This is a genomic window from Candidatus Enterococcus ikei (assembly GCF_017316105.1).
GTDB classification, from domain to species: Bacteria; Bacillota; Bacilli; order Lactobacillales; family Enterococcaceae; genus Enterococcus_L; species Enterococcus_L ikei.
Genome location: NZ_JAFLWD010000009.1, coordinates 109,451 through 131,813, shown reverse-complemented (window position 1 = coordinate 131,813; position 22,363 = coordinate 109,451). Strand labels below are relative to the sequence as shown.

Genomic DNA, 22,363 nt, shown 5'->3' with positions numbered 1-22,363 from the left:
TAATTAATCTAGCTTTCAAAAAAATCTAACTAATTTTCTCCATTGAGTAGACTTTCTAGCTCAAACCCTGTATTCATTTTAGAATAAATTGAGCACACTACAAACAACTCTTTTCCTGCGAATTTAACCAATTTATATCGACCTGAAGATGCTGGGATATGATGATGACCATGAATAGCTCCTATTATGTTGTATTCTTCAAACAACTTTTCTATTTTCGGTTCTGAGCAAAAATAGTTTTTCTCATATGATCGGCTAGCTGGTGAAAGCATGCTCAGTTCATTAAATAATGGCGCATGTGAAACGATTACTGTTGGTACCTCATAATCTTTTTTTAGTAAATATCTTAATGAATTTAGGATAAATTTTTGTTGTTCTCTTTTTCGTTTTACTAGTACAACTGGAATTGTCAGTCCTATATAGCGAATACCATTATGAATAATACTACTGTTGTTTAGCACATTCATTTTAGGAAATCGTTTTTCCAGTTCGGCTTTTACACACTCATAATAAATATGATTTCCTACAGGCAACTTATACCACGAATCATCTGGATTCATTAAAAGATCTTGAAACCACTTATTTTTAAAAAAAGGGTTCCATTTTTCCCACTCTTTATCTTCTATATTATGACTTTTTGGCAAGACATCTGCTAATTCATGATTTCCTATAACGTAGAGTCCATTAATATCTTCATTTACTACCTGAGAATCTGATAGATCTCCAACCAAAATATTAAAGTTTTTATTTGTGAATGGAAGTTTCCCATCGATCGTATGAATATCAGAAATAACATTTACTGAATTTGTATTTTCAGTTTGGAGAACATTTTCAAAGTATTGTTCTAGTTCTCTAGGATCAACGCTATGTGCGGTGTAATTTTTTCTAACTTCAGAAAGCTCTTTGCCAAACTCTGATCGTAAAAGCAATTTATTATGTACAGGCACAGATTTTTTTCCAACAGCAATTGTATTTTCTATCGTTTGTTTTACTACTTGAGGAAGTAAATCTAATGCTGCTTCAATATCCGATTCAAAAGTTAACTGTTTATCCGAATTAAAACTGTTTTGCAAGTCTGATTCTAAGAGTTGTATATTTTTCCCATCAGTCATTATTGGTAATGCTTGGGTCAGCTGAACAACAAAATTTAGATATTCTGAAACATAGCCAGATATTCCTGTTTTTATATTTTCACTAAATAAAAACTTTCCTGCAAGATTGGCAGAAAGCGCCCCAGTTTCATCATGTTGGAGTAAACGTCCTAGAATTTGGATCTCAAATAGGGGATCTTCAAATATGGCGTTATACGCTTGAACAACTTTTGAGGAGTTTTTGTTGACTCGTTTGTTCGTTACTTGAAAAATACTTAGCTTAATATAGGTTTCCAAATTTGCTTTATGCGATTCGATATATTGGCGAACTTCTTGTGGATGAAGTAAATATTGAATTGCTGCACGTTGGATATAGTTTCTTGCGGTATCATATGGAATCGCAGAGTAGACAAGATCACCTCTGGAAACTACATTTAATGAGTTTTCTTTCATGTTAAAGGTTAATTGGAAGTAATCATTTCTAAAGACTGTTTTATTGACTGGACGTCGTTTATTTTCTGGATAAAGATCAAAGCGGGTAGTGAGTTCTGGAGGCAATATAATTTTAGATTCCACTGGTGATGAAGAGGATTGGTGAGCTACGCTTAAAGAGCCTTTGTTTTTGCTGGATTTCATTATTGTATTCCCCCTTCTCATAAAATATTTCACAGGATTAATACTAACAGAATAAAATCCTGCTGATTGTTTGTTACCCTAATTGTAGTATGCATTATTAGACAAATCAATTATTAAAAATAAAATTATTTTAATCATTCTACTTTTCATCCTAAAAGAATATAAAGAATTTTACATTCTAACCCTACCCTCAGCTTCTTCAACAAGTTCTTTTATCTCTTCACTTAATTTTATCCTTAGTTCCAACAAATATTGAAATTGTTCTTTAAATAAAATATTAAAATCATACCCTAACCAAAAAAGTTCTTCTTTATAATTTTTAGCTATTTTCTTAGTCGTTTGATATGTCTGTTCAATCGCATCACTTTCAATAAACTCTAAAGCTCTAATTTGTTCAGCTTTCATACTTATTTTATATAAAATTCCTTCTAAGTCTCTGGCCATAATATTATTCCTTTCGTATTATTGTGTCTTAGTAACTTTCACTTGAGCACCAGCAATTTGAAGAAACGTAACAATCTGAATACTATAAATAAAAAGTAGAATGACAACTAAAAAGCAGTATAATAAAAATATACAAAGAACTAAAATACTATGTTATCTCGTTATGTATTTCTACCAATTCTTATAACCATCATACATGCTAATTCGCATTAAATAGACAAAAAAGTTAAATAGACTGTGAATTAAGATAGTGACGAAGATATTTAAAGTTAAAATAAAGACTAAATTCAGAGTCAATGCGAAGATACATTTTACTGTTGAAGCTGCTCCTTGATAGAAAATATGTGCAATGACAAAAGCAAAAGTTGATAACAAGATGTATTGAAAGTTCTGATATCCTAAAATAAGACAATACTGATAAATAAAATAACGAAAAATCAATTCCTCTAAAACTGGAAAATAAACAATAGATTGAATAATCGTTCTATTCTTTCTATAGACAGATAACAATTTCTTACACTTCTTTTCAAGAATTAAATATTCAACAGCAAACAAAAGAAAAGATAGTGTTAAAACAGAAATTGCAGCAATCAACACAAACCAACTTTGCTGAAAAAAGAAACCATTGATTATTGTTACTAAACTTAAGCAAATGAGGTATTGAAAAAAGTTACTCTTTTTACCAATAATTGGAAGTCTCTTCGTCAAAAGTAGAAACATTCCAGGAAATAATGTAATCAGAAACAATAAATCATGCAATCGGATGTGGAAGATTGTTCACCACACCTCCTAATCTTTTATATCTTTTATGATGATATGGCGGATATGAAGGGAGATGTATGGATAATAACTCTGGCAAAATTACTCGACTCACTTCAAGGTTCATATGTTTAAACTCTGATGGAGTGATCGGTAAAAAAGCTGCATATTGACTAATTTTAGGCAAATCCTTTAATAGCTCTTTTAAATTTTTAACTTTTTCTGGACCTTTTTGTGTTTGATTTGGATTATGTGTTAATCCTGGCTTTCCATATTTCGCATAAAAAATGACATTATCATCTAAGTTGTCTATAATTTGAGTCTCTTTAGAAACAGATAAAAACTTCTCTTTATCTGTCCAAGGTACATTCATATTGTATTCTAATACAGTCAAACACTCCATAAATGCCCGATAAATAGATTTATCTAGTGAATAACCACCTTGAACGCCAACTGTATATTTAGGTAGGGTTCCCTTTTGATCCTTCGCCTCTATTTCACACAAAATTACATAAATAGACTTATCAAAAGTAATATCTGTAAAAGTGATATGGAACTTTGATAAAAAGCTTTTTACTGCTAACTGCTTATCAAACCAAAGTGAAAGGCGCTCATTATTATCTACATCAAGTATTTCCCCTTCAAAGCCACCATACCACCACAGATTAAATGAATCAATTTGTAAATATTCAATCAATGCATTTTCAACACTCTCAACCATCGTTTCATGGCAAGCTGTTCCCGTCGATACTGCACTGGTAATATATCTTTTTTCATTTTGGAATAGCTCTTCAGTGTACATCGTAACAAACTGTAACGGCATCCAAACTTTTTGCTCTGGATCAATAAGAGAATTCATTGCTATCCATTGAATACCATCTTCTGGTAAAATATAATTTTTTTGCTCAGACTCAGAATAATATGAATTAATATATTGTAATTCACATATCAAATCCCGTTTATATTCTTGTCTCAATTTTTCATATGAGCTGAAAACAACACGATCCTTAATAATCGCCGGCAACAACGAATACGTATAACGCTCAGCACTTTCACCTAAAAAGCTAACTAATGTTTCATTGAAATTAACACCATAACCACTTAAATGATAGCTTATCTTTGGCATATCCTTAGATATATGTTTTTCAAAATTGACAAAATTAGCTGTTAAGTAATGGTATTTCATAATTGGAAAAGAGCTCGAACCTAGAAAAAAGTTGTTTTTATCCCAAATTCCGGTTACATTTCCGCTTAAAATATTCCACCGTAGCTGATTGTACGAAAGATTATTCCGAATATCAATCACTAGTCATCAGCTCCTTCAAAACATTTATGGAACGTATATTCTGCTCTTCAAACAAAATATTATTAAATGTTGAACATGTTGTGCAACAGCTTTGAATTCTATTCGTGTTAAAGGAATATTCGTAATTATTCATATTAAAATGAACGATGTTTCCTAATAGAGAGGACTGACCATAAACACTAATATTGTCAATTTCTTTTCTTACTATAGATAAAGCAAAAAGTATTTCAGCTATTGATACACTCACTTCTGTCTGTTCCATATAATCTTCTGCACAACCTTCAAAATGAGTCATCAGTTGCTGTTCTAAACATTCGTAGCAACCTGTTTCATCATGTTCAATACAAGTGATAAACACATTTTCATTATCGAAAAATGCAATCGTATTGATTGTCTCGGTTTGTTTCATTAACTTGTTAAATCCACGTAAAAAAGATAGATTAGACATTTTTGCAATCAAATAAATCTGCCCAAAATTTGCAAGCATTTGCTTTTTCTGTTCAGAAAGAGATGACAGCTTCAAAATATCTTTATCTTCCGTTAATAATTCAAGTTCCTTAAAAGATAGGAATTCAGAAGCTGGGACAATTTTATTATCTACATTTAAATAAGCTTTTACCTCTTCAATCAAATCATCCTCAACAACAATCAAAGGTTACACATTCTGATCTTTAACAACTGTCAGAAAACCAAATTTAGTTAGAGTTTCAAAATCATCATACACAGAATGTCCCAATGAAACTGAAATATTGCTTTTTTGAGACAACTCTTGAAATGCTACTATAAATTCATTGGAGCTATCCTCTTTATTGATAACCAATTCATTTTTATGAATAACACCACGCTTTAAGGTAATATCGATTTCATTTTCAATCACTTTTGTTCCTGTTCTAATCATATATGTTTTCATGCTAATCTTATTCCTTTCCACAAATATTAGTAAATACAATGTGATCGTTCACTCCGTCTAAATACAACAACTTTTCTATAGTCGATTTATTGAAACCTGCTATTGGGCAACTAGTAAAATACATAGACTGACAAACCAAATCAAAATTATGAGAGATCCCGCCAAGTTCTACAAGAGTGTTTAACAAAGCAAGTTCTCCATATTTCACAAAATTCTTGTTAATCGAATATTCAAAAAATACACAAAAATTCATGTTGACAATATCAATATTTTCTCCCACAAAAAAATTATTTGAATCAATTTTTTCAATATTCAATGGATATAAGCTATGAGAATAAGGCTGATATTTATAAATTCCTTTTGAAATACCAGAAACGTGATTAACATATAGGTAAACATCGATTGGATATAAGCCACCTCCAGAAGAATAATATCTAGTGCTAGCTACCAAATCATCGTAGACAAGTTTACGACTGCCAAGGCCAAATGAAAATTTAACGATTGTAGAAAATGTGGCCTGATCCATCATTTCATATACAAATTTTCGAGTACTATGTCGTTGCTCAAGAACTTTAGAAAATTGAGTTTTAATTTTTTTTGCTACTTTAGTTAGATATATTGTATTTTCATCTAACAATTCCTCTGCTTCTTTGGTTTCATTTATCAAGGAAGCCAAATTAGATTCGTTATAAAACATAATACTTTTAAAATCATTTAAATTTTGCTTATTCATGTTCAACAAATAGCTCAGCATTGACGAGGTTGTGCTACCAAACATCATTTGAGAATACATATGTTTATTATCATTATTTGATTGGTTTGTATCATCCTTTACCAATAATGTATGAATATTAAAAAATCCTTTTTTCTCAAAATCAATCATTCTGTCTTTTCCTTTCTTCGTTTATTTACTATAGCCAAAATAACTTCCGTTACGATAGCCAATACCATGGAAAAAATCAGACCGATAAACATCATATTGCTATTATTTGGCGTTCCTTTAAACTCTCCCCCGACTTTTCGAATGTCAAAAATAGAAAAACCAAAAACATTTACACTATATTCAGACAAAGATGTGCCTTTAACGTGACTATAGCCTAATCGAATCGCCATAAAACATACAAAGACACCTACAATAATTCCTAAAATAATGGATACGATGACACGATTGGTAGGATTATTAAACTTTTGTTTCATTTAATTAAACACTCCTTTCAACTAAATTGTTCCTTTTCCAACAAAAATACTTATACCCAATTACTCCTTTTTCTTTTTATTCCACACAAACAGAAGAACTAAAATCATCGTTAATATAATACCAAACACTGTATTTAACACTAGAAAATCGTTGGTAAAAATTTCTTTTTCTATCCATATATTGAAAAAGTCATTCATCACGTACTTCATAGGTATAAATTTCCCGATTGATTGAAACGACTCTGGAAGTTCTGAAAATGAAGAAAACGCACCCGTTAAAATATAAGAACTAAACAACAGAATCATTCCTACAGGCATTAGTACCCGTGTGTTTTTCACAACTAATGCAATCAGTGCACCAAAAATCAGTAAAACTAAATTGCTGTACAAACACTGAATAACGTAAGCAATCAAATAACCAACATTAGGAATATGTAATCCATACATCAAAAAACCGAATAGAATATTAGCGATAATGCTTAAAGCCGTTAATAAAACATAGGAACACACATCAGAAATAATCATACTTTGTGTGCTCAATCCAAAATATTCCAAACGCTTATAGCTTTGGTTTTGAATGCTTTCCCCTAACCAAATAGGAAAACTAATTAATGAAATTGGCAGCATTCCCATGCCTGTACTAATCAAAAAATATTTATCTACAAAGTGATACCCATTCCCTATATCAAAATTTCCATAAGATGATACCATAGCAAACATCATAATCAACGGAAATAGTAATGAAAAAAAGATTGATATTGGAATACGAAATTGTAATTTAATACTCGTCCATAAATACCTCACTATTTTGTCACCTCCAAAATAGATTGAGCAGATTTTTCTGTCATTGCAAAGGCAACTAAGTAAGTTGTATAAATGTTTTGCTTAATCACATTATATGTAGCATTCTTTTCTCCCAAAATACTTTCCACATTACTTTGGAGTTCTTGATTATGGCAAATAAACGCTGTACCGTCGCCAGTATCAGTCTGTGGAATTTTTCCCATTTCAACGTTGTCTAGCTTAGCCAGCTCACTATAATCAACTCTAACTACAGAATAATGAACAAACATAGCAAAATACTCTGTAATTGAACCGTAGAAAATCAGTTTTCCTTGTTTTAACATCAAAATTTTTGTCGCCCAATTTTCAATTTCATCAAAATAATGAGTAACGTTCAAGACTGTTCCCTCTGTAGTTTTTTCTTTCATCATTGCTAATAGAGCAAGCCTTTTTTTATAATCTAACCCTGAAGTTAATTCGTCAAAAAAATAGATAGATTTTTGACACTCCAACACTAAACTTAAGGTTAATCGTTGCTTCTCACCACCGGAGAGATCCTTGATGTATTTCTTTTTTAAATCTTCCAATTCATATCTCTCTAAAACCTGTGACAATGATTCTTTTTTTAGAGGCAGAACTAGCTCCACCAGTTCATAAACCTTCATTAATTCATTATATGAGTTCTCTTGAAAAACGATGCCACAATCCTTCTTCTGAAAATTTTTAATAATTTCCCCATCAAAACTAACTTCTCCCAAAATAGTATTTATTAGAGTCGTTTTACCTGCGCCATTTTCACCTAAAATTGCAATTTTATCTTTAGATAAAATTTGGATTTCTCTATCTATATCAAGAATCATCTTGTCGTTTTTTTTTACTTTCAAATTTTTTATTGCTAAAATAGCATCCATTTCTATACACATCCTAAGTAAAAAGGGGGATTTGAATCCCCTTTCATTCACCTTATTTTTTAGTTTCTGTAGCAGTTGATGCAGAACATGTACAGGTACATGTTGAACAAGAACATGAACAACATCCAGCAGCATAGTTCATTGCTTCAGCTCCAATACCTGTGTTGCAATACCCGTTCATTGACTGAGACTTGATATTCATAAAAACACCTCCTAATCATTTTCTTATTATTCTAATACAATATTAACGTAACATATTTTTCATCTCTTTTCAATATATTTTTTTTACTTATTATAAAATATAGATTCCTTTCAATTTTGTATTCCAAAGCTATTAGCGATTCCTTTTAGACGAACCTGTTTGCTATTGAATTTGTTTATAAGTATTTAATTTTTGTTGGTTTTGTTTTGTCCTGTTCAGCTTAGTTAGCGCTACCAAATTATTTATACCAAGTATATAAAATAGAATGAAAATAAAAAAGTTGAGTAAGTCCTGATACAGAACATACTCAACTTTATGACAATTAAATAGAGAGAGATTATTAGTTTATTTTTTCAAAAGTAATTGTCTCACATATCTGTTCAATAACATTTACTTCTCTAAAAACTGTGTAATTATTTTTACCATTTTTTCAGATTGAGTGTGGTGTAAATAGTGACTCCCTTCTAAAATCTTTATTTCGGACTTTTGACTATCTTTTATCCTATCTTCATGGATGGGAACCCATTTATCATCTGGCTCAACACTTTCAGAGGCTAAAAAGTATAAGACAGGTAGTTGAACTGGATAAGTTAAGTTAGCTACCTTTCCCTGTCACTTTAACGCATAGAGATTTGTTATCAACTTTCACTTCTTGACCATAAGGAATACTTTTTTTCGTTTCTTTTTTTAGTTGGATTTTATTATTTGCGTAAATTCCGACATAAACAAGAAGCATAACTACCAATAAACTTCCGATTAAAATACATAAAATCTTCACTATTTTTTTCATAGTCATTCCTCAAATCTGTCAGTTCCCCAAAAAATTGGTTGTTTCTTTTACAATTGTTTCCATTTGCGTGTGGTGTAAATAATGGGCACCTGTCAATTGAATCAATTTTCCTTTATCTAAACCTTTCAGCTGATCTTGATGCATCTCAAGCCAATTTTTTTGATTCATATCATTATCAGCAACAAATAATAAAACCGGCATATTTTTTGGATAAATTAAGCCACGAGAATCAGGGAAGCTATTGCTTAATTCTTGAAGTTCATCTTTCATTGCAGGACTACTCATGTTCTTCATCGTCAATAACTTAATCTGTTCAAAGTCAGGGTTATCTTGACTCACGCCTATACCTTTTTCTGGATTAACTTTGATTAACGCTCGAAAAACACCTGCTGTTTTTAAGAAGTCGAAGACTGACATATCAATGCCAGGCCAAGGTTGTTCTGGTGTGCTGGAATCAATTCCAATAAAGCCTTCCATTTCATTTGGGTAAACTTGCGCGTAATTCACCGCATAAAGCCCCGCAATCGAGTGTCCCATCAATGTGTATTTAGAAATGTTCAGTTCTTTGGCTACTTGGTGGATTTCTTCCACAATATTTTCCACGCTACGACGTCGATTCGTTTGGCTGCTTAAACCATAGCCAAATGGTTCAATCGTAACCACACGATACTCTTTCTTCAACTCATCGATCATCGGTTTAAAATCTAAATAAGGACTAGCTGTTCCCTGCCCAGGTAAAAGTAAAATTGTTTTCTTTCCTTCACCTTCATCGACAACGTTCATCTCACCATCAAACACTTCTAATTTCTCACCATAGGGTTCAATTCGTTTTGCTTCGCTTTTCAAACTTATCTGGTGAATCGTAAAGGTAATCATTAAGGACACAATTAGGATAGTGATTATACCAAAGATTACTTTGCCCAGTCCTTTTAATAGTCTGACACCTAGTGATTTAGTTTTCAGTTGTTTGGTCATTCAGTTCTGCCGCCTTTTTCATAATTTGTTGGTCAAGTTGCTCTAAAAACCCATCACTGATAATTGGCATTCCACTATTTTCAAGCATTGTTTTGGCAGCCATTAATTTTTCAAAAAAGGTCTCTACTGTATTTGGAAATAAGGCTTGAATAAACCACGTACTTAAAATCAAGATCGCTAATTCAGCCATTTGTTTCGGTTGATCAACTGTGACTGAGCCATCGCTATTTCCTTCAATCAAACAGTTTTCTACTAATGGTGCCATAATTTCATTCGTCGTACGAATATACATTGAAAAGAATTTAGGATTATCTAATAACGTAAAGCTAAGGATTCGAGATTGACTGGCCTCACTGTTGAACATTCCTTCAAATAACAAAGCTTGAATTTTCTCTAAACCATTTAATTTGTCTTTTTCCATAATTGCTGTTAAGGCAGCTTCATTGGGGATAAATCGTCTGACAACGGCATCTATGATTTCATCTTTAGATGCATAATGGTGATAAACGGCTCCTTTGGTTAAACCATCTAACCCTTTGACAATATCGGAAATAGACGTTTTTTCATAGCCTTTTTTTATAAATAATTCTGTTGAAACATCTAAAATCAATGATTTAGCTTCTTCTGCTGTATATTTTTTAGTCATCTAATCTCTCCTTCCAAAAAACATTCAATCGGTATGTTTTTATCATACGCTTTTTTTGAGGAAAGTCAAATTGTATTGATTTTATGCTCTATTTCAGCTTCTAAGATTAGTATTTAGAGTAGTTATAATTATTATGTAACTATTTATTATTTAAACAATTGGATCACTCAAAATAAAAAATAGAAGACCGAAAATCGTAAAGAATTTCAGTCTTCTTTTTTTTTAGATTTTGTTATACCGGTTCTAACTTTTTTGAATCATCTGAGCTTAGGAGATAGGCTATTGTCGGCCTCACTTAATATAATATTCTTGACCTACGCTTTACTTGTCAGTCGTATCATTTCCATATACAAACATTCGCTTACTTTCTATTATTCCCAGATGGAGTTCATCTATACTACATTTGTTCCATCCCAATCCACTAAAAAATTATTATTGATTGTTTGTTGTCGCAAATACTGGATAATGATCTGAATAGTCGTTATACGTATATGTTTTCCACCAAGAAGTTACGGACCACTCGGGAGATTTTACTTTTTTTATTTCGTTAGACCAAGATTTTGGATTAGCATGATCTTTATCTACAAAGATATAATCCAGATACTGCGGTGATTCATTAGGATAATTATAATTTGCAATGGAATTCGTCGTTGGATCCCATGAAGCAAAATGTCCTTTTACATTTGTTAAAGGGCTGACATTTAAATTACTTATCATATTATTGTACTCAGTAGATTCATATTTCACATTCATATCTCCACCAATAAATACTACTTCATTTTCTGGGATATTTTTATTTTTTATAAACGTTTGAATTTCTTTTATCTGTGTCGCACGTATAGCCATAGCTGTTTCAATAGGGATAAGTGAATCATCTGCTTGAAGATGGGTTCCTATTACATGATAAGCTTTGTCATTTTTCATAATTTTTACATAAACGAATCCTTTATTAGATAAATTATCCATGCCACCACCACGTTGAAAAACATATTGAATCTTTTCAGCAATCGGCCACTTACTAATAACAGCAACTCCCCCATTTTCTGGGACTATATCAGAATAATTTCCTTCAGTTTTATCCCATCCACTTCTACTTCTTCCAAGAACAGGGGTTTGATGTGGATATAATCCTTCCAGGTTAGATAATAGTTGTTTCGAAGCATTAACATCAAATACTTCATTAAAGATAACTATATCGTTGTTTTTAATATATTCTGCTTGAGAAATCAAGTCTGCACGTTGCCCCTGGCCCCAGTTTGGATATAATTTTGTGGAAAGAAAATATACATTATGTGTAGTTATTTTAAAGTCTTCTAGATAACTATTGCTTGATTCTGCTGACGATTTTTGAGGATTAAATCCTATCGTGACAAACGATAATAAAAAGATAATCCCAATAAGTATTGTTTTCTTAAATAGTATTTTTGTATATTTCACATTAATTCCTCCTTAAATATTATTAGATTAATTTAAAAACTGGACGGGTGAAAAATAATTACAAAACGAATGTTGTTTACTTTTGTCTTTTCCTGCTCACTTCAAAGACATTGTTACCAAAATCACAAGATTGGCCAATGATTCACATTTTGAATCATTCATGTAATCTTTTACTCAAATAATTTTTTTCTGGTACACGTAAAAATTGAATTACTCTGACTATTAAATTATCTACATAGTATGATCTTCGATGATACTGTTCATGTTTTTTTAAACGGTTGGTATAACTAATCTAAAAAGTAATGCAAAAACAAATGTTAGTCTCATCTTTTGGGATTATACACCTCCAAATCTATTTTTAATTTAAAATAAACAAACAATATTTAAATCTGATTATTCAAAATACATTATAAACAGTTTTAAATATTTTTTCATCTCCTATTACGTTAATAACCACCTTTAGTTAATATAATCAAAATATTATACAGAAAATGAAAATTTTACCAACATTTCATTTAAGTTTTTGATAAAATGATATTACAATTATTATTTTAAAATTATTACTAAACGGCAATATTTTAAAAGGAGAATGTTTGGGTAGGAATGAAATTTAATATAAACTCTAACAAGCAACTGAAATTCAGCTGCTTGTTATTATTAAATAGTAACTCTTCTTCATTAGAATGATTTCTGTTCTTTTATTTATGACAGCCAGATAAATTTGCCTTTTCCAGAACATTATTCAACACTTTTAAGCGCTTCAGTCATTTTAATCTTATTGATTTTTTGATTAGAGAGATAATTCACAATAATGATTAAAACGATCGTAAAAATAATCGTAATCAGATAACTCTGTCGATCAATAACTGGTTTGAAATAAAGCTCATCACCCATACCTGCATTAGAAAAGATTTTTTCATGTATTTTAATCCCAAAAGGTATCCCTATAATGATACCGCAAAGAGATAAAAGAATGTTTTCAGTTGAAAGAATCTTTTTAAGTTCAGAAAATCTAAAACCCAAAACAGACAAGGTGGCCATATCACGTTCTCTATCTGAAAAATTTAACGTGCTTAAATTATATAAAACAACAGTCAACAACAGACTAGCAGACACTATCAATAAAATCGACATCGAAAAGGTACTTCCCATGCTAGCTAAAAAGTCACTTTCTTGTTTTTCTGTTAAGACAATTTTTTTCATTTCATCATTTGAGAATGTTGCTTTTAGGTTTTTGCCCAAGAAACTTGTCGGCACAAATTCTTGATTCACTTTCTCCCATGCAGATTTTGTTAAATAAAAGCCTTGTCCTATACTCAACTCTGCAATATCCGTCAACTTTAGCTTGACCAAATCCCCCGCAGCATTTCTAAACTGAATATTGTCTCCTTTTTTCAAAGAAAAAATTTCTGCTGTTTTCTTTGTAATTAGTAAACGATCCTCTGCTAATTTTACTTGTTTATCCTTGTCATAAAATTTGATATACGAACTATTATCCTCTATAACGTGAATCAACCCACTCTTATTTTTACTATCGGATAGAATAAAGTATGGTCGTTCTTCAAGTCCTTCTACTTCTTTATTATTTCGAGTTTTATCATACAATTTGTTTGAATCCACGTCGCTTGCGCTTGCTACATAGGCCTTTTCTTCGTATAAGTAAGATTTCTCATAAACCGAACTAGCCACATGATTGATCGTGTCTCTAATTCCCAAAGCAGATAACAAAAGACTCGTACAACCAACCACGCCTATAATCGTCATTGACATTCTAATTTTACTTCTAAACATTTGTCGCAACGTCAACTTTTGAGACGTTTTTAAACCATTCCAAAAAGGTTTGATTCTTTCCAACAAAATATTATAACCTTTGGTGGTACTCTTTTCTCTTAAAAGAGAAGCTGGTGACTCTTTCTCAACGTTATAAAAAACAATCAACGTGGCAACACATGTACTAAATACGGATAACGCAGTAATTATTGCCACTTGGTAGCCATTAATGACAATTTCAGGATGATCAAAAATAAATAACTCATTAAAAAATCGCCAGATATAATTAGGAATGACCTTCCAACCAATTAAAACACCGAAAAATACGCCAATAGCACTCACCCATATACCATAAAATAAATAATGCGTAATGATTTTAAAACTACTGTAACCTAATGCTTTCATCGTTCCAATGATCGCTCGTTCCTTATTGATCAGACGATACATTGTTGTAAAGCTCATTAGGATAACAATCGCAAAAAAGATAATTGGAAACAAGTTGCCTATTGATTGATATTGTTGCACCTTTTGACTAGTGGCTAAATCATTCAATGTCTCTTTAGACTCGAGAATACTAATAATTTCCTGTTCGTATTTCTCTTCAATTTCCTTTTTGACTGTTTCGAGTCCTTTTCCCTCTGCTACTTTTATGACGAGTTTATTCGTCATTACACTATTTTGTGTAAAATATTCTGTGTCTTTTTTATTCATGTAAATAAAACCGTAATCCTCATGATTTGGTACCACGGTCGTTGAGTCTGGCGTAATATAAATATAAGAAGAACTTACAGCCAATCCAGTGATCGTAACCTCTTTTTCAAGTGAATTTAGTTGAATCGTGAGTCTGTCGCCAACATTTATCTGATTTGCTTCAGCATAACTTTTATCGATAACAACTGTATTCTGTTTGTCTAAATCTTTTCCTTTAATAATCGTATACTGATTGAGTTTAGCTTCTTGATCAACACCGTTAATTAGGACTTCTTTACCGTCACTACCTGTAATTGCCCCTTCTATTAGAAATTGTTCTTCGAGCTGCTTGATGTTTTCTGACTCACTAAGCTCTGAAAAATCTTTGTTGGTTGGATTGATCAATACTTCAATATCCGCTTTATTTTCTTTACGATAGTTCGTTTCAACATAATCATTTAAACTTCTCCAAGTGCTATCGATTCCTATATAAATCGCTACGCCTAAAATCAACATCAATGCAATTGATAAAAGTTGGATACTGTTCTTTTTAAAACTACGAAGAAACATTTTTTTCAAAGGAGACATTACCATACTAATTCCTCCACATCTGAAGGACTTTCCTGCGTGTAAATATCTGCAATTTTCCCATTATGCATTTTAATGATTTTGTCCGCAATTTTAGTGAACTCTGCATTATGGGTGACAATAATTACTGTTTTATTCATTTTTTTAGAAGTATCGATTAAGAGCTTGATGATCGCTTTACCTGTCTCTGAATCTAAAGCGCCTGTTGGTTCGTCACATAGTAGCATTTTAGGATTTTTCGCAAGTGCTCTGGCAATAGAAACACGTTGTTGTTCGCCACCTGAAAGCTGACTCGGAAAATTCCCTGCTCGTTGATCAAGCCCTACGCTAGATAATACCTCACGAGAATTAAGCGGCTCTTTACAAACTTCTGCAGCTAACTCAATATTTTCCAAAGCAGATAAATTAGGGACCAAGTTGTAAAATTGGAAAACAAATCCAACATCATTCCTGCGATATTCTGTTAGTTCTTCTTTTTTTAGTGAAGAGATTTCTTTTTTATCGATAACGATTGTACCGGAACTTATTTTCTCCATTCCGCCTAGTAGGTTTAAAAGAGTCGTTTTTCCAGCTCCACTTGCACCGACGATTACGACAAACTCCCCTTCATTGATCGTAAAGTTTACTTGGTTCACAGCGTTTACTGTGACTTCCCCACTTACTTGGTATTCTTTACTGACCTCTTTAAAATTGATGTATGTCATTGTTTTTCCTCCTTTTTTCATCCAACAACTCAAAGCATGTTTAAATGTTCATGTAATCATATGTTTATTGTACGGAAATAGACACTTTTAGTCAATAAACTTTTTGTGTTTAATTTTGACAATTGTTGTTATATACTCTTCCATTAGATTCTGAAAGAAATGCAGTTCATCATCAAATAATACTTTTTCAGAATTATCTAGCTCTACTCTCCATGCTAGTTCTTTAACAAAAACATCATTGTTACCTTACTTCATTTATATTTAGAAATAATATTCACTTCAAAATAGTTTTCAAAAATTCGCATATGAATGGTTTTCTAACTATAAGTTACACGAAAAAAGCTTGGGGCTTACGTCCCAAGCTCAAGCTCTTCTTAAATTACTTTATTTACGTGTAAAAAGATTACACAATAAACCGATAGACAGCCATTACCAAAACTGGGCAATGATATTCAATCCATTATTGGACTACGAGACCTTCTCTTATTGAATTGAACAAACCTTCCACGACAGCTGGCTTATTCAATTTTGCTTCAACTATTTTTTCTGTTATCAAAAATAGTTGAAGCATTCTAATTTTTAAAAGCTCTTAACTACATTAACTGCCATAGTTTAGCTAACAACCTCATTATTTCCTGTGCTCTTTTATACGATTTCACCATTCGATGAAATAACATTCTTATACCAATCAAAAGAAGCTTTTTTGTATCTCTTTAAGGAACCTTTCCCATCATCATCTAAGTCTACGTAAATGAATCCATACCTTTTAGACATCTCGTTTCCACTAGCACTGACTAGATCGATACAGCCCCACGGCGTATAACCAATAATATCGACGCCGTCCGAAATTGCTTCAGCGATTTGTTCAATATGTGCTCGTAAATAATTGATTCGATACTCATCATTCACTTGATGATCAATAGTCAATGTATCTTTAGCACCTAGACCATTTTCCACAATAAATATCGGTTTTTGATAACGATCATATATCTTATTTAAGCTAATCCGCAGTCCAACTGGATCAATTTGCCAACCCCATTCGCTTTTATCCAGATACGGATTTTCTTTACTTGCTAAGATATTACCCGCTGTTTCCTCCCCTTCATTTTCTGCAATAATCCCACTCATATAATAACTGAAAGAGAAAAAATCAGCAGTATTAGCAGCAAGTAATTCTTTATCCTCTTGCGTACTATTAATTGAAACACCTTTTTCTTTAAACAAACGTTTAGAAAAGCTTGGATAATAGCCCTTCATTAATACATCTGTGAACAAAAAGTTTTCCTGATCTGATTTTAAACTGGATAAGACAGTCTCCGGATTGGTAGTTTCTGGGTAATTCTCAAATCTGACAATCATACAGCCCATTTTTGCTTCTGGATCGATTTTGTGTAAAAGTGCAGTCGCTTTGGCTGCAGCCACCATTTGATGATGTGCCGCTTGAAAATTTACTTGATTGCTATCTTGAGTTTCAGTTAGTTTATCCGCTAAAATTCCGCCAGATAAGTAGCCTGTCATACTAATAACATTCATTTCGTTGAAGGATATCCAGTATTTTACTTTGCCTTTAAAACGAGTGAATACCGTCTCTGCATATTTTTCAAAAGCAGCTATTGTTTTTCGACTACTCCAGCCATTTTGCTTAAATGATAGTACTAGCGGAAAATCATAATGACTGAGTGTCACTAATGGTTCAATATGATATTTTAGCAGCTCATCAATAACAGCCTCGTAAAACTGAAGTCCTGCTTCATTTGGTTGCTCATTGTCACCCTCGGGGAAAATTCTTGCCCATGAAATGGAAAAACGAAAGGTCTTAAAGCCCATTTCAGCTAATAGAGCAATATCTTCTTTATAGCGATGATAGAAGTCAATTCCCGTTCTTTTAGGATAAAATCCATCCGTATCTTCTAATGCTTCCTGAACTTTCTGAGTGGTCATCGGAGCCAGCATTTGCTGCATCCTTTTTTTTGGATCTTCAATATATTTTGACGTATCAGAAGTTGTCCAGCCTTTCCCATCTTCTCTTGTAGCACCTTCTATTTGATTCGCAGCTGTCGCTCCTCCCCATAGAAAACCTTGTGGGAATTTTTTTTCATCCATCTCTTATTTCCTCCTAGCTTACTACTACTGATAATTCATCACTAAAATTGATAGCATCTTCTGAATGTATTGGTAGCACCTTCAAATAATCGTTACTATTCGTAATGATTGTTAATACGACCGGATCATAACCGGATTCTTTAATAAACTTGATATCCATAGACATAATAGAATCGCCTACCGAAACGTGGTCTCCAACCTTCACCTGAGGTTCAAAACCTTTGCCTTGAAGCTCTACTGTATCGATACCTAAATGAAGCAAGATCTCCAACCCGTCTACACTTTTTAAACCAATCGCATGTTTTGTTTCAGCTATCATGATCACTTCACCTTCAACGGGAGACTTAATCTTGTTACTATTTGGGTTTATTGCTACTGTGTATCCCATGATTTGTTCTGAAAATGTAGCATCAGAAACGGTTTCAATTGGTACAAGTTCGCCAGATACAGGAGAACTGATATTCAGCTGTTTGCCTGACGCCACACTTCCTTCCGTTTTTGATTGAGAAGTGTCTTCAGTTTCTTCAGTGAAACCTAATACCCAAGTCAAGCCAGCAGCGATAAGAAAAGCCGCCAGAGACCCAACGATAGTAATAATGATATTTTGACCATTACTCGCATCAACATACCCTGGAATTGCAATCAAGCCCGGCATTGCCATACCAAATGTTTTTACATTAAATAAATTGAAAAATATCCCTACGATCCCACCACTAACGATCGCTGCATACAAAGGACGTTTTAGCTTTAGCACAACTCCGTACAATGCCGGTTCAGTGATTCCTAAAATTGCTGACATTCCAGCAGATAAAGAAAGTTGTTTCATATCCTTATTTTTAGTTTTAAGAAATACACCAAAAGTTGCCCCAGCCATAGCAAAGGTTGCTGCTAACATCGCTGGCATTAGTGTATTATCAAAGCCAAATTTTGCAAATGTATCAATCATAATCGGTGAAATTGCCCAGTGCATTCCCGTCATAACTAATAATGGATAAAAGGCACCTATAATTGCACCACCAATGAATCCTGCTGAATTGAATAACCAAGTGATAACACTTGCCAACGCGCCGCCAATGTATGTCCCTATTGGTCCTAAAACGATTAATGTTACAGGAATAACAATTAGTAACGTCAACATAGGGGTAAACATTGTAGTCAATGTAGCTGGCATCCATTTTTTCACAAAGTCATAAACATATTTTAAAAGATAGGTAGCTAAAATGATTGGAATTACAGATGAGCTATAAGTCAAGTAAGGAATTGGCAGAATACCAAACAAACTTAACTGATTAACTGTTTCCCCCGCCATTAATGCAGCAGCTCCCGCTGTCATTGAGGGGTAAAGTAACGATCCTGCAATACAAAGCGCTAAATACTCATTCGTTTTAAACTTTTTAGCACTGGAAACGGCTAGTATAAACGGCAAGAAATAAAAAGCACAATCCGCAATAATATTTAATACTTGGTAACCTGTACTTTCGAGCTGCAGCCAATTAAAAGCAGTGCATAATGCAAGAACACCTTTTAATAACCCTGTCCCAACTAATGCAGGCAAAGCAGGGGTAAATATCCCGGAAATCGTATCCATTAACTGATTTACAATATTTCCATTTTTACCTTTGCCATCTCCTGCTTCACCTGATAATGTTCCTAATTGTTCCTCAACCTCATCAAAGACGTTGGAAACATCATTACCAATGATTATTTGAAATTGATCTCCAGAAAATTGAGCGCCCATAACCCCTTTAGTGTTCTTAATCGCATCAATTCTAATTTTACTATCATCTTTCACATTAAAACGTAAGCGTGTTACACAATGCCACGCAGCTGTAACATTCTTTTTTCCACCGATCAATTCAACCAATGTCGATGCTAATTCTGTATATTTTGCCATTTTCAACACTCCTTATAAATAATAAAAGACCAAACATTACAAAAGAATTATTCCTTTTGCAATATCTGGTCATGCCTGATCGAATCAGTAACAGTCCATTTTTCTATTTTTGTCTTTCAGTGACTCTTTCAATGTGTAACGTAAGATAAAACAACTCATCCGCATTGACTTCACACTTTTGATTGTTTTCAATCATTTTTCCAACCTTCTCAGCGGCTTGAAAGGATTTTCGATAATTCTTCTTTACGATATCAATTAATTGAGTATCAATTTTATCTGAGCTTTCATGATTGATCTGTCTCAAAATAAAATATCTTAAATGTGTAACAAAACGGATATAATTCACAGAGTTTTGATCTAAGATTATTTGGTAATGATATTGAATAATTTCGATGGCTCTATTGATTAATTCCGCTAGTTGCATTGATTGAAGATTCACCCGAGAATCATATTGAGCATTCACAAAATGATAGGTTAAAAAGGTCTGCTCACTTTTAGGTAATCGAATTCCTGTTTTCTTTTCAATATAATATAAACTATCAACCGCTATTTCATGCTCCTTAGGATATAAATTTTTCACTTCCCAGCGCAGATTCTCTGGATAATCAAATGTATCGCTAGCACTTCTTTTCAGTGCATGACTTAGATGATCAGCCAATGCTAGATAATGACTATCATCAAATTTAGGAATTCCAAGTGCAACAGCAGCTTGCTCACTAATCTCTTCTGTTAAAAGCAAAGTATCTGCGGTGATATTTTCAATTGCTTTGTAAAGAACATTTTGTTCCTTTTTGTCCTCATCATTCGAATGAAAGACACGCTCTATTTCCTCATGCTTCACTTCCTGCCCCGCTTGCTTTCCAAACGAGATTCCTTTTCCCATAGCAATAACTTTATCTCCATTATCATCTATCACCCAAGCAACACTATTATTGATTTTCTTGTGAAACTGCACAACAATAACCTCCTCTCCAAAAAAAATACGCCAAAACACGCATTAATTACTTAATGTGTTTCAAACGTAGGTTATGCCTGATCGAATCAGTAACAGTCCGTATTCTTATATACGTATAATAGCAGTTGTTGTAAACGTTGTCAACACACTTTTTTTAGTAACATATCGCTTATACAAAAAATGGAAAATGCTTTGGTGCTTAGTAAGAGGTGCCGTATATAGAAAATTTATTCGTAAAGGTGTTCTTTATTTTTTCTAACAATATATTGCTTCATCTCTTCTACATCATCCTTTTTAGGTTTCCAGCCTTCAATTATATTTGTACTCAAAGTTTACCAGGCGCTTTTAAAGTCTTTTTAAGAATCAAGTTATACACCCATGATTGTTAATTTTGATTTATCTATATTTAATGTCCTAGCACGCACATCCTTTGATTCGTAGTTAACTACTATTATACTAGATTTTGAGTGAACTTTTAGTAAATGAATCTTGTTATTTCATGCTAACGTAGTTTTTTAATCTTCAGGACTATTTAAAAATTAATGGCAGCGTAAAATAAATCCGAATTTTTGTTCGTTTTTTCTCTGTTCGCCTTGATTCTCGTTATCAAGTTATTTATACTTAGTGTATAGAATGGAAATAAAAAAGCTGAGTAAGTCCTGATTCAGAACATCACTCAACTTTATGACAATTTAATCTTTGGCACCTTTTTGTTTGGCTGGAACCGAGCAGAAATGGTCTTGAAAACATCAGAAATGTCTACGCAAGTTTGTCAATAATAAACGGATCATTAGCTTTTGTATTGTGTCTTTCTGTCAATTTTAATCAGTTGTTGCCTTATGAGAAACATATAATTTACACAAATAAAAGGTACAAGAAAACAAGCAATAAGATCTCAAAAAAGAAATCTTATCGATTGTATGAGCAAATTACTTTTATTCAGCCTATGTTCCAAAAAATGAAACAATTCCACTTCAACAGAATAACTATAAAAAAAGAAAGGTAACAAGCACTATGAAAATTTATTCAGATAGTATTATAGTTAATAGTCCACTTTTAATTATTTCTGGTCAAACTCCTCAAGAAGAAGATACTACTCCAACTTTAATCGAAGATCAACTAGACATTGTAATTAAAAAAATTGAAAAAATTATTCAAGAAAATAATACCACTAAAGAAAAGATTGCTAAAATGAATGTATATATTACTGATTCTTCCTTTCTTGGTGCAGTCCGAAAAAAATTAAGCAATTATTATGGAAAAAACAAACCTGCTATGACACTGGTTGTAGTCTCTGAATTGGTTAACCCAAAATTCAAAGTGGAAATTGATGCATTGGTATCTCTTTAAATATTGTATTATTAGTTTGAGAACTAAACATACAGTGAATACAATCGAGAATAGAGCCCATATTAAAAAAAGAAAATTTATTATTTTTTATGTTTAATTTACTAAAATATAGATGTGGCTTAAATTCAAAAAAATATATCTTATTCCTTTCAGATTTTGGCAACTAAACTATTAAAGTTATTTAATTGAATTTTTTTCACAATAAATGTTTTTAGCTACTCA

Annotated in this window: 21 protein-coding genes; 1 reads left to right on the top strand and 20 read right to left on the bottom strand. The window is 32.4% G+C overall.

Annotation, left to right across the window (positions count from 1 at the left end; translation table 11 throughout):
- Positions 1-29 precede the first annotated feature (29 nt).
- From JZO69_RS04675 to JZO69_RS16810, 20 genes are all read right to left on the bottom strand, one after another.
- Complete coding sequence (locus tag JZO69_RS04675; RefSeq protein WP_207111726.1) at positions 30-1,727, bottom strand: metallophosphoesterase family protein; 1,698 nt, start codon at positions 1,725-1,727, stop codon at positions 30-32.
- 171 nt (positions 1,728-1,898) lie between these two features.
- Entirely contained in the window at positions 1,899-2,171 is a 273-nt protein-coding gene (locus tag JZO69_RS04670) for a hypothetical protein (protein WP_207111725.1), read from the bottom strand.
- Between the two features lie 171 nt (positions 2,172-2,342).
- Positions 2,343-2,891: a CPBP family intramembrane glutamic endopeptidase gene (locus tag JZO69_RS16735; protein WP_277989621.1), complete on the bottom strand. Its 549-nt coding sequence runs from the start codon at positions 2,889-2,891 to the stop codon at positions 2,343-2,345.
- 31 nt (positions 2,892-2,922) lie between these two features.
- The gene (locus JZO69_RS04660; RefSeq protein ID WP_207111723.1) at positions 2,923-4,236 is read right to left on the bottom strand and encodes a YcaO-like family protein; all 1,314 of its coding nucleotides are present in this window, start codon (positions 4,234-4,236) and stop codon (positions 2,923-2,925) included.
- Positions 4,229-4,888 (bottom strand): bacteriocin biosynthesis cyclodehydratase, encoded by a 660-nt coding sequence (locus JZO69_RS04655; RefSeq protein WP_277989619.1) that lies wholly within the window; start codon positions 4,886-4,888, stop codon positions 4,229-4,231. The genes JZO69_RS04660 and JZO69_RS04655 overlap by 8 nt, the downstream gene beginning before the upstream one ends.
- 3 nt (positions 4,889-4,891) lie before the next feature.
- Positions 4,892-5,146 carry a hypothetical protein gene (locus tag JZO69_RS16730; RefSeq protein WP_277989618.1) on the bottom strand — a complete coding sequence of 85 codons (255 nt, stop codon included), beginning with the start codon at positions 5,144-5,146 and terminating at the stop codon, positions 4,892-4,894.
- Positions 5,147-5,153: 7 nt separating this feature from the next.
- Positions 5,154-6,029 (bottom strand): SagB family peptide dehydrogenase, encoded by an 876-nt coding sequence (locus tag JZO69_RS04650; RefSeq protein ID WP_207111722.1) that lies wholly within the window; start codon positions 6,027-6,029, stop codon positions 5,154-5,156.
- A complete protein-coding gene (locus JZO69_RS04645) occupies positions 6,026-6,343 on the bottom strand; it encodes an LlsX family protein (protein WP_207111721.1) in 318 nt (105 codons plus the stop codon). Before JZO69_RS04645 ends, JZO69_RS04650 begins: the two co-directional genes overlap by 4 nt.
- Before the next feature lie 60 nt (positions 6,344-6,403).
- Positions 6,404-7,147: an ABC transporter permease gene (locus JZO69_RS04640; RefSeq protein WP_207111720.1), complete on the bottom strand. Its 744-nt coding sequence runs from the start codon at positions 7,145-7,147 to the stop codon at positions 6,404-6,406.
- Positions 7,147-8,037: an ATP-binding cassette domain-containing protein gene (locus JZO69_RS04635; RefSeq protein WP_207111719.1), complete on the bottom strand. Its 891-nt coding sequence runs from the start codon at positions 8,035-8,037 to the stop codon at positions 7,147-7,149. Before JZO69_RS04635 ends, JZO69_RS04640 begins: the two co-directional genes overlap by 1 nt.
- Positions 8,038-8,089: 52 nt before the next feature.
- On the bottom strand, positions 8,090-8,239 hold the full coding sequence (locus tag JZO69_RS04630) for a listeriolysin S family TOMM bacteriocin (RefSeq protein WP_207111718.1): 150 nt from the start codon (positions 8,237-8,239) through the stop codon (positions 8,090-8,092).
- A gap of 595 nt (positions 8,240-8,834) precedes the next feature.
- On the bottom strand, positions 8,835-9,029 hold the full coding sequence (locus JZO69_RS04625; RefSeq protein WP_207111717.1) for a hypothetical protein: 195 nt from the start codon (positions 9,027-9,029) through the stop codon (positions 8,835-8,837).
- Between the two features lie 18 nt (positions 9,030-9,047).
- Entirely contained in the window at positions 9,048-10,004 is a 957-nt protein-coding gene (locus JZO69_RS04620) for an alpha/beta fold hydrolase (RefSeq protein ID WP_207111716.1), read from the bottom strand.
- Positions 9,982-10,650, bottom strand: a complete 669-nt coding sequence (locus JZO69_RS04615) for a TetR/AcrR family transcriptional regulator (RefSeq protein ID WP_207111715.1) — start codon at positions 10,648-10,650, stop codon at positions 9,982-9,984. Before JZO69_RS04615 ends, JZO69_RS04620 begins: the two co-directional genes overlap by 23 nt.
- A 432-nt stretch (positions 10,651-11,082) precedes the next feature.
- Positions 11,083-12,087 carry a sphingomyelin phosphodiesterase gene (gene sph / locus JZO69_RS04610; RefSeq protein WP_347401566.1) on the bottom strand — a complete coding sequence of 335 codons (1,005 nt, stop codon included), beginning with the start codon at positions 12,085-12,087 and terminating at the stop codon, positions 11,083-11,085.
- Between the two features lie 738 nt (positions 12,088-12,825).
- On the bottom strand, positions 12,826-15,141 hold the full coding sequence (locus JZO69_RS04605; protein WP_207111714.1) for an ABC transporter permease: 2,316 nt from the start codon (positions 15,139-15,141) through the stop codon (positions 12,826-12,828).
- On the bottom strand, positions 15,135-15,839 hold the full coding sequence (locus tag JZO69_RS04600) for an ABC transporter ATP-binding protein (protein ID WP_207111713.1): 705 nt from the start codon (positions 15,837-15,839) through the stop codon (positions 15,135-15,137). Before JZO69_RS04600 ends, JZO69_RS04605 begins: the two co-directional genes overlap by 7 nt.
- Positions 15,840-16,484: 645 nt before the next feature.
- Positions 16,485-17,942, bottom strand: a complete 1,458-nt coding sequence (locus JZO69_RS04595) for a glycoside hydrolase family 1 protein (RefSeq protein ID WP_207111712.1) — start codon at positions 17,940-17,942, stop codon at positions 16,485-16,487.
- A gap of 13 nt (positions 17,943-17,955) precedes the next feature.
- Complete coding sequence (locus JZO69_RS04590; RefSeq protein ID WP_207111711.1) at positions 17,956-19,836, bottom strand: beta-glucoside-specific PTS transporter subunit IIABC; 1,881 nt, start codon at positions 19,834-19,836, stop codon at positions 17,956-17,958.
- Positions 19,837-19,939: 103 nt separating this feature from the next.
- A complete protein-coding gene (locus JZO69_RS16810; RefSeq protein ID WP_207111710.1) occupies positions 19,940-20,791 on the bottom strand; it encodes a PRD domain-containing protein in 852 nt (283 codons plus the stop codon).
- Positions 20,792-21,805: 1,014 nt separating this feature from the next.
- Between JZO69_RS16810 and JZO69_RS04580 the strand changes: the two genes are divergently transcribed.
- Positions 21,806-22,141 (top strand): RidA family protein, encoded by a 336-nt coding sequence (locus JZO69_RS04580; RefSeq protein WP_207111709.1) that lies wholly within the window; start codon positions 21,806-21,808, stop codon positions 22,139-22,141.
- Positions 22,142-22,363 lie beyond the last annotated feature (222 nt).